At 72.4% G+C, this 9,469-nt stretch carries 8 protein-coding genes; 4 read left to right on the forward strand and 4 right to left on the reverse strand.

Annotated features, from left to right (window positions below; all coding sequences use genetic code 11):
- Window positions 1-85: 85 nt before the first annotated feature.
- A complete protein-coding gene (locus AB0F81_RS48555) occupies window positions 86-1,381 on the reverse strand; it encodes an SWIM zinc finger family protein (RefSeq protein ID WP_360210779.1) in 1,296 nt (431 codons plus the stop codon).
- A gap of 83 nt (window positions 1,382-1,464) precedes the next feature.
- Between AB0F81_RS48555 and AB0F81_RS48560 the strand changes: the two genes are divergently transcribed.
- Window positions 1,465-1,920, forward strand: a complete 456-nt coding sequence (locus tag AB0F81_RS48560) for a nuclear transport factor 2 family protein (RefSeq protein ID WP_360210781.1) — start codon at window positions 1,465-1,467, stop codon at window positions 1,918-1,920.
- Window positions 1,921-1,937: 17 nt separating this feature from the next.
- Here the strand turns inward: AB0F81_RS48560 and AB0F81_RS48565 are convergent, their stop codons facing one another.
- Genes AB0F81_RS48565 through AB0F81_RS48575 form a run of 3 tightly spaced genes read right to left on the reverse strand, consistent with a single transcriptional unit; the run spans window position 1,938 to window position 4,668 of the window.
- Complete coding sequence (locus AB0F81_RS48565; RefSeq protein ID WP_360210783.1) at window positions 1,938-2,270, reverse strand: hypothetical protein; 333 nt, start codon at window positions 2,268-2,270, stop codon at window positions 1,938-1,940.
- A 9-nt stretch (window positions 2,271-2,279) separates the two neighbouring features.
- Window positions 2,280-3,380: an FAD-dependent monooxygenase gene (locus tag AB0F81_RS48570; RefSeq protein ID WP_360210785.1), complete on the reverse strand. Its 1,101-nt coding sequence runs from the start codon at window positions 3,378-3,380 to the stop codon at window positions 2,280-2,282.
- Window positions 3,381-3,420: 40 nt separating this feature from the next.
- Window positions 3,421-4,668 carry a helix-turn-helix domain-containing protein gene (locus AB0F81_RS48575; RefSeq protein ID WP_360210787.1) on the reverse strand — a complete coding sequence of 416 codons (1,248 nt, stop codon included), beginning with the start codon at window positions 4,666-4,668 and terminating at the stop codon, window positions 3,421-3,423.
- A gap of 26 nt (window positions 4,669-4,694) precedes the next feature.
- Between AB0F81_RS48575 and AB0F81_RS48580 the strand changes: the two genes are divergently transcribed.
- The 3 genes from AB0F81_RS48580 to AB0F81_RS48590 all read left to right on the forward strand — a co-directional run.
- The gene (locus AB0F81_RS48580; protein WP_360210789.1) at window positions 4,695-6,911 is read left to right on the forward strand and encodes an aminotransferase class III-fold pyridoxal phosphate-dependent enzyme; all 2,217 of its coding nucleotides are present in this window, start codon (window positions 4,695-4,697) and stop codon (window positions 6,909-6,911) included.
- Window positions 6,912-8,504: an FGGY-family carbohydrate kinase gene (locus tag AB0F81_RS48585; RefSeq protein WP_360210791.1), complete on the forward strand. Its 1,593-nt coding sequence runs from the start codon at window positions 6,912-6,914 to the stop codon at window positions 8,502-8,504.
- Between the two features lie 76 nt (window positions 8,505-8,580).
- A partial coding sequence (locus AB0F81_RS48590; RefSeq protein ID WP_360210793.1) for a hypothetical protein occupies window positions 8,581-9,469 on the forward strand: 889 nt, incomplete at its 3' end.

Genomic DNA, 9,469 nt, shown 5'->3' on the forward strand with positions numbered 1-9,469 from the left:
ATCCCGCCCGGCACGGCAACGCCGTACGCCTCATTCAACCTGGACAAAACGATCTGCTCGCTGCCTGAGGTTGACACAGGGAGTGTCATGCCGGCACCTTCGCGGCGAGCGTCGCGGCCAGGACGTGTTTGCACGGCCCGCGTCTGCCCTGATGCTCGATCCACCACCGGCAGGTGCAGCCCTGCCCACCGCCGGCGACCTCGTGCACCAGGTGGTCACCGACCGCCGTGCCGCCGGCTCCGGGCCGCACCTGCCCGCCCGCCACCAGCGCCCGGGCCGCGACCAGCCGGGGGTTGAGGTCGGCGATCAGCTCCGGCCGGTAGGGCAGCTCCCGGTGGAAATAGGCCGCCTCGGCCCAGTCGTAACCCACCTTGCCGGAGACCGCCAGCGCGGAGAGCGCACCCCGAACCTCCTCCGCGCTGAGCCCGGCCTCGCCCGCCAGCGCGCCCGGGTCGACCGTGCCGTCCCACCCGAGACGGCCGGCCAGCAGATCGGCCTCCTCCAGGGCGGACAGCAGGGCGCCCTCGCCGGACAGGCCCCGCTCGACCGCCGGCGAGAGCAGCAGCGAGAAACGGACCCCGTCGAGCGTCAGCTCCCACCCGCTCGCGACCGGGCCGCTGCCCGCCGTCACGCCCGGCCCGAACAACCGGACCGCACGCACCAGCGGCAGCAACGGCCGCAGCACCGCCAGCCGGTGCGCGCCGGGCAGGCACACCGCGCCGGCCGACGCGGCGCCGGTGGCCCGCACCGAGCGCCCGGCCGGAACCAGCCACCGCACCTCCCGCCCGCCGTGGGCGGGGAGCCGGTGCAGCAGACCGGCGGCCTGCTGCCCGCTCATCCCGGCCCGCTGGTCGAACCCGGCCGCGATGAACCCGGCCTCGGCCAGCCCGCGCAGCCACCGCTGGGGCAGCGGCACCTTCTTCTCCACCACGTGGTCGCCGAGCGTGGTGACGGCCAGCTCGTCGGGGCCCACCGCGAGCCGCAGCGGGTCGCCGCCGCCCACCCTGGTCAGCGCCGTGTAGAGCCCCGGGTTGATGTCGACGTTCGTCGTGCCGCGGGCGTGCACCTCACCGTCGAGCGCGGCCGGCAGCACGTCGAGCCGCGCATAGACCCCGCAACAGCCGGACAGCGCCTCGAACCGCAGCCCGTCACCACCGCAGGTGACGACCGGGTCGCGCAGGCCGCGCTGACCCAGCCCGTCCTGCCGGAAGTCGGCGGCGGCGATGTCGGCCAGCACGGTCAGGCACATCGCCGCCGGCCGGGCCGCTGTCAGGAAGCCCGTGAAGAACCGCGGATGCGCCCCGGCCGTCTCCAGCGCCAGCAGGTCGGACGCCAGCACGGACGGTCGGCGATAGGTGACGGTCTGCATCTCCGCGAGCATGCCCAGGACCGTACCGGCCCCCTCCGACACTTTCCGGCGATCGACAAAGGCCGCCGAGGCGACCCGGGCGTGACAATGGCGGCATGGCCGAACAAGACGTGAGAGATCTCGTCGGGCTTGTCGCGGACGCCGCCTCCGCCTTCATCCGCGGAGACATGTACCGGTACACCGCGTTGATCAAGCACACCGGCGACTACACCCTGCTGGCCCCGTTCGGCGGTGAGCCGGTGCACGGGTTCGACGACTCGGCGGAGTCCCTGACGGCGACAGCCCGCTGGTTCGGTGGCGGCGAGGCGGACGTCGAGCTGGTGGAGTCGTACGTCTCGGGGGATCTGGCGGTGCTCGTGGTGATCGAGCGGCAGCACGGCCTCGTCGGCGGCATGCCCGACCAGGACTGGTCGCTGCGGGTCACCCTGGTCTTCCGCCGGGAGGAGGCCGAGTGGCGCCTGGCCCACCGGCACGCCGACCCGTTGATGCACCGCGTCAGCACCAACGTGGCCGCCGCCCTGGCCCGCGGCGACCTGGGCGCCGACGACTGAGACACGCTGAGGAGCGATCAGCCACCGACCGGCCCGCCGAACCTGGCGGCGATCTCCCGATGCTTGGCCGCCGCGCTGGTCGCGGTGCCGACGGCGATGACGCTGCCCGGCATCAACCCGAGATCCTGCACCAGATCCGCCAGGCGCAGATGCTCACGCTGGGCGAACTCCCGGCACGGCGGGCAGGTGACGACGCCGGGGTCACCCGAGGTCATCGCCAGCGGCACCCGCTGCCCGCACCCGGTGGTGACGGTCGTCGGCACGTCGGCGACGAGCTGGAACGTGGCGGCCAGCATCTCCCGCACCGCCAGGTCCGCGCGCAGCTTCGTGTCGATGTGTATATCGCCCATCGTCAACGCTTACCACGGCGAGCGCAGCAGCCCGTAGGCCTCCCGGTAGATGCGCGGCCCGAGGAACGGCAGGATCCGGTCGCGCAACCAGATCGGCAGGGCGGCGGCGCGGGAGAACCGATCGGTCGCCGCCTGTACGTGCGTCACCCGCTCCCGCCGCCGCTGCTCGTACCGGCTCCCGACGCTCTCCCAGTCGTCGGCGGGCACGTCGGCGAGCAGGTCGGCCAGCACCAGCGCGTCCTCGACCGCCAGCGCGGCACCCTGCGCCCACACCGGCGCGGTGGCGTGTGCGGCGTCCCCGATCAGCACGCGACGCCCGGCACTCCAGCTGGGCAGCCGCACCTCCTCGATCGGCGAGTGGAACAGCGATTCCGGGCGCCCGGCCACACTGTCCAGCACGGCCCGGACCGGCGCCGGGTAGTCGCCGAAGGTGCTGTGCAGCCAGGACGGGTCAGCCCCGACCGGCCCGCCCCGGGTGGCGGACGCGTACGCGTACACCTCGGTGTCGTCGACCGGGATGAGCAGGAACGCCCCGCCCGCGCCCGACCAGACCGTCCAGCAGTCGACGCCCGGGTTGGGCGCCATGAACCGCCAGCTGGCCGCGCTGAGCAGCGATTCCCGGACCGAGGCGGCGCCGGGCAGCCCACCGCGCACCACGGAGTGCACGCCGTCCGCGCCGACCACGAAGCCGTACCGTTCCCGGGCGCCGTCGGTGAAGGTCACCTCCTGCCCGTCGGCCGACGAGACAGCGGCCTGGCGCACCTTCCCGGACCCGTCGGCGAGCAGGTTGAGCAGGTCGGAGCGGCGCACGCACCGCGGCCGCGCCCGCGGGCCCCAGAACTCGTCCTCGTCCACCGCGAACAGCAGTTTCCCGCCCGCCGACCGGTACTCGCGCCGCCGGGTCGGCCGGCCGATCCGGGCCAGCTCGTCACCGAGCCCGAGTTCCTCGAAAGCACGCACCGCGTTGCCGGGCAGGTTGATCGCCAGCCCTCCGGCGCCGCCGGCACCACGTTCGACCACGTCGACCGGCACGGCGCGCCGGTGCAGGGCCCGGGCGAGCGCCAGCCCGGCGATCCCGCCGCCCACCACGAGCACTGTCTCTTCCGTCATCCGTCCCACCTCCGTATCGACGTGCCGTGCCCACGAAGGTTCAAGCCTCTCCCGAGGCGGTCGGCGAAAGCTGTCGGATCGAGGGCTGATAGGCGAGGACGAGCAGCAGCTCGAACCGCGCGCCCGGGTCGTCCAGGTCGTCGCCGAGCAGGTCACGGAGGCGGTTGAGGCGGTAGCTGACGGTTTGCGGGTGCACGTACAACTCGGCGGCCACCGCCGTACGCGATCCCCAATGGCGCAACCAGCTCTCCAGGGTGACCAGCAGTTGTTCGCGCTGGCCGGGGCGAAGCCCGGCCAGCGGGGCGAGCCGGCGCGCGGAGAGGACGGCGAGGGCACCGGGCTCGCCGCGCAGCGCGAGGGCGGCGAAGTGGTCGTCGGTGAAGACCGGTTCGGCTCCGGCGCCGGCGAGTTCGCGGGTGCCTTCGGCGAGCCGGACCGCTTCGGGCACCTCGGCCCAGCCGAGTGCGGGGCCGACGACCGCGTCCCGGCCGTGCAGCGCTTCGGCGAGCGCGGCACGGTCGGCGCGCGGCCCGGCACGCAGCAGCAGGACGGCGTCGTGGCCGCGCTCGGCGACCACGCCGTCGGCGCCGAACCGGAACCGGGCGTCGCGGGCCTGGTCGGACGGCAGCAGCACGGGCACCACGGTGTCCGGAATCGGCCAGCCGATGCCGGTCGCCGCCTCGCGCAGCACTTCCGGCGGCGCGCCGCCGCGCAGCAGCAGGTCGGCGACGCGGCGCCGGCGCCGGTCGCCCTCGCCGGCCTGTTCGCGCAGCTGGCGGGCCAGGCCGTCGGTGCAGGCCGCGGTCAGTTCGTCGACGTAGGCGCTGGTGGCCTCAGCCAGGTCGATGAGCTCGTCGACGGTGACCGGCCGCACCTCGGCGAGTGACTGGGAGGCGGTGCGCAGCAGCATCCGGGCGGCCGTGCGCAACGCGCCGAGCAGCACTTCCGGCCCGCGGTTCTCGCGCGCTTCGGCTGCGCCGAGCGCCACGAAAACCTCACGGATGCGCGGTGGCAGCGCCGGCTCGCCGGTTCCGGCGAGATCGGCGAAACGTTCCAGAGCCACCTGTACGGCGGTGTGCACGTCCCGCTCGAACTTGGCCCCCGCGGTGCCGAACGTGGGCGCGGTCCCGGCGACGATCGCCTGGATCGCACCGGGCAGCCGGGGCCGCATCGCGGCGGCGAGGTCGGGTGGCAGTCGCTGCCAGGGCGTCACGTCCATCACCGCCGATTTTGTCACCCCGTGATAAAGGTACGGCCGCATCTTGCTGGCCGGAAAACGGTGCTTCATCTCCCGAACCGGATGACGATGAGTCGGTGAAGCATCTGATGTCCCGCCGGCACGTCGTCGACATGTGCCGCACCATGCTCGAGCGCGGTTACCTCAAGGCGACCGAGGGCAACGTCTCGGTCCGGATCCCGGGCCACCAGCTCTACGCGGTCACGCCGAGCAACTACGACTACGACCGGATGCGGCCCGAGGACGTCTGCATCGTCGACTTCTCGGGCAAACACGTGCCCGACCCGGACGGCGCCGGTGGCCTGGTCCCGTCGATCGAGTGCGGGATGCACGCGAACATCTACCGGTCACGGCCCGATGTGAACGCGATCGTGCATACCCACCAGCCGTACGCGTCGGCGCTCGCCTTCCTGCGCAAGCCGATCCCGGCGCTCACCGACGAGCAGGTCCGCTTCCTCGGCAAAGAGGTGGCGATCATCGACTACGCCCCGTCCGGCACGTCGTTCCTCGCGAAGAACGTGCAGAAGAAGGTGGCGAGCGGCGACAACGCGTTCATCATCGCCAATCACGGCGTGGTGGCGCTCGGCACCGACCCGGACCGGGCGGTGTTCAACATGGCGCTGCTGGAGAAGGTGTCGATCGCCTATCTGATGGCGCTGACCAGCGAGGCCGGCAAGGTCTACACGATCCCGGCGACGATCCGGGAGATCGCCTTCGGCAAGCTGCGCAAGGACGAGAAGCGGATCGCCGCGCAGATCACCGAGGCGGTCGAGCCGGTCCGGGTGCCCGACGACGAGGAGCTGCCCAGCGTCGCTGACGTTCCCGAGGTCGCGGAGAAGACCGACGACCTGGGCTACTCGATCTCCGAATATCTCGACGTCGACGACACCATGCGCCGCCTCAAGGCCCTGGTCGACCAGCCGGTGCGGGGCCTTCGCCACGACGCCCTGCTCGACGTCCTGAACTACTTCGAGACCAAGTGCCGGGCCTCCAAGGAGATCACCGAGCGGGCCAAGAAGCGCATCCCCGGCGGCGTCCAGCACAACCTGGCGTTCAACTACCCGTTCCCCCTCGCCGTCGACAAGGCCGAGGGCGCCTACCTCACCGACCGCGACGGCAACGTCTACATCGACTTCCTGCAGGCCGGCGGCCCGACCATCCTGGGCAGCAACTACGGCCCGGTGAACGAGCAGGTGGCCGCGGTGATCAAGGAGAGCGGGCCGGTCACCGGCCTGTTCCACGAGTACGAGCTGAAGCTCGCCGAGATCATCCACCGGTACATGCCGCACATCGAGATGTACCGGTCGCTCGGTTCCGGCACCGAGGCGGTGATGGCGGCGGTGCGCGCGGCGCGCGCCCACACCGGCAAGAAGATGGTGATCAAGGTCGGCGGCGCCTATCACGGCTGGTCCGACACCATGGTGTACGGCCTGCGCGTGCCCGGCAGTTTCCGGATGAACGCCAAGGGGATCCCGTTCGGCGCCACCGGCCGGACCCGGGAGTCCTTCCCGCACGACCTCGGCACGCTGCGGCGCAAGCTCATCGAGAACCGGGTACGCGGCGGCACCGCCGCGGTCGTCGTCGAACCGCTCGGCCCCGAGTCGGGCACCCGCCCGGTGCCGAAGGACTTCAACGCCGGCGTCCGCAAGCTGTGCGACGAGTTCGGCGCCATGCTGATCTTCGACGAGGTGGTGACCGGGTTCCGGACCGGGCTCGGCGGCGCCGCCGGCTACTTCGGCGTCACCCCCGACCTGACCGTTTTCGGCAAGGCCGTCTCGGGCGGTTACCCGATGGCCGGCGGGGTCGGCGGCAAGGCCGAGGTGATGAGCGTCTTCGGCTCCGGCCTGGACGGCAAGAGCGGCGCGCACATCCAGGTCGGCGGCACCCTGTCGGCGAACCCGCTGTCCTGCGCGGCCGGTTACTTCGCGATCCAGGAGATGGCGCGCACCAACGCGCCGGTCATCGCGGGCAGGGCCGGCGACCGGCTCACCCGCGGCCTGCAGAGGCTGATCGACAAGTACGGCCTGCCGTACGTCGCCTACAACCAGGGCTCGATCGTCCACCTGGAGTGCAGCGGCGTGATGCTGCTCGACATGCGCAGCCCGATCAAGCTGCTCAAGGAGAACAAGGGTCGCAAGAAGCTGATGGAGCAGATGGGCGCGGCGTACGCGGCACACGGCATCATCACCCTCGCCGGGTCCCGGATGTACACCTCGATGGCCGACACCGACGAGGTCATCGACGACGCGCTCGCCCGGTTCGACCAGGTCTTCGCCCAGGTCGAGGGGGTCTAGGTGAGTGCGCCGCCGCAGGTGCTCGCGATCGACCTCGGCACCTCGGGGATGAAGGCGGCCCTGGTGGCCGCCGACGGGACGGTGACCGGGTGGGCCGAGCGCCCGGTCCCGCTGCACGTGCTGCCCGGCGGCGGCGCGGAACAGGACCCGGTCGCCTGGTGGGACGCGCTCGCCGAGGTCGTCGCCGACCTGGGCCGGGACCACCCGGAGCACCTGCGCGCGGTGACCACGATCTGCTCGTCGACACAGGGCGAGGGCACCATCGCGGTGGATGCGAACGGTGAGCCGCTCACCCGCTGCATCAGCTGGCTGGACATGCGCGGGGCGGCACACCTGCGGCGGCAGTTCGGCGGCTTCCCCGCGTACGGCGGATTCTCGATCCGGAAGGTCGCGCGCTGGCTGCGTCTCACCGGCGGCATGCCGTCGGTGACCGGAAAGGATCCCGCCGCGCACATGCTGCTGGTGCGCGACACCATGCCCGGGGTGTACGCGCGGACCGCGACGTTCCTGAACGTCCTGGACTGGATCAACCTGAAGCTGACCGGCCGCACGGTCGCCACCGTCGACTCGATCCTCACCTCGTGGGTGACCGACAACCGCGACGCCAAGGTCATCCGCTACGCCCCGCAGCTGGTCGCCGCCAGCGGGATCGACCGGGACAAGTTCCCGCCGATCGTGGCGTGCACCGAGGTGATCGGCACGCTCGCGCCGAGCGCCGCCGAGAAGCTCGGCCTGCCCGCGTCGGTCCAGGTGGTCGCGGGGGCGATCGACAACACCGCGGCGGCCGTCGGCGCGGGCACGGTCCGCGACAACGAACCCCACCTCTACCTGGGCACCTCGTCGTGGATCGCGGCGCACGTACCGAAGAAGAAGACCGACGTGCTGACCGGCATCGCGTCGATCCCCTGCGCGGTCCCGGACCGCTATCTGATGACCGCCCTGCAGGCCACCGCCGGCGCGAACCTGACCTGGCTGCGCGACAAGATCGTCGAATACGACGATCCCATCGTCAGCGCCGGCCACGTCAGCCGGGACGAGGGCAGCATCTTCGATGCTTTCGACAAGATCATTCCGATGGTCCCGGCAGGCGCGAACGGCGTTCTCTACACCCCTTGGCTGTACGGCGAGCGCGCCCCGGTCGACGACCCGCACCTGCGTGCCGCCTTCCTGAACATCTCCCTGGAGACGACCCGTTCCGATCTGCTGCGCGCCGTCTTCGAGGGTGTCGCGCTGAACACCCGCTGGCTGGCCAAGGCGGTCGACAGATTCCTCGGCAGCCCGGTCACCTCGATGGTGATCACCGGTGGGGCGGCGCGCTCCGAGTCGTGGTGCCAGATCTTCGCCGACGTGCTCGGCGTCGAGATCCGCCGCGACGCCAACCCGGTCACGGTGAACGCCCGCGGCGCCGGCTGGATCGGCGCGGTCGGCGCCGGGATGATCACCTTCGCCGACATCCCGGCGCTGTCCCGCAACGACCACGTCTTCACCCCGGGACCCGACCGGGCCGTCTACGACGAGGTCTACGGGATCTACCAGGACCTGCACAAGCGGCTCGCCCCGGTGTACCGCCGGCTCAACCGGGCGACCGGCTGACACTACCGAGGGCTATCGTCCGGGCACGGCCGTCCGTTACGTTGGCAACGGCCCTCCGGCACCTGGGGAGGTCGTCGTGGCCACTCCCCTGCGTCCCGGATGGACGACCCTCGGTTCTCTGAACACCGAGGATCTGCACGGCCGCCCCGGCCCGGCCCGGGCCGCCGCGCTGCGGGCCGCCGCCGACGATCCCCGGCACCGCGTGCTGCACCTCACCGACGCCTGTTACGGCGCCCTCTCGGCCGGCGAGGCCAAGCACGCCCTGCGGCTGCTCGACGAGCTGGAACGGATCACCGGCGCCCCGGACCGGCACCTGTCCGCGCTGCGCGCGTGGGCGCTGCAGCTCGACGGGAACTGGTACCCCGGCGGGATAGGCGCGGAGACCACCATGGACCCGGCCGGCGCCTTCGTCACGCCCGCGCCCGGCATCCCGGAGACCGAGCTGATCGAGCACCTGGTGGCCGACGGCCCGCCCAGCCTCGCCACCATCCGCGCCGTCACCGAGACCATGCTGCGCTCCGGCAACGAGGCCGCCGCCGGGCAGATGGCGGTGCAGGGCATCCAGGCCCTGGAGACCCTGGCCGGCCTGGCGAACCGGCTCGGCGCGGTGGCGCTCGGGCACTGGTGCGACATCGCCGGCGCCGACCTGATGCACCGGATCGGGCTCGACGGCGAGGCCCGGCACCGGCTCGGCCAGGCCCGCACCGCGGCCACCCTGCTCAACCTGCCCGGCCTGGTCGGGGTGACCTATCTGGTGGAGGGCGACTGGTCGGCCACCCCCGGCTCGCATCCGGAAAGCCTCGGGTTCGACCTGGCGCCGCAACCCGGCCCCAGCGCCGCCCTGGGCCACCGCGACCCGCAGCGCGCCGCCGCCTGCTACACCGCCGCGGCGAGCTGGGCCGCCGGGCTGCCGCTGCCCCGCCTGCACGCCGCGCTCGAACTGCGCCAGGCCACCCTGGCCTGGC

The sequence above is a fragment of the Actinoplanes sp. NPDC024001 genome, from assembly GCF_040638955.1.
GTDB lineage: Bacteria > Actinomycetota > Actinomycetes > Mycobacteriales > Micromonosporaceae > Actinoplanes.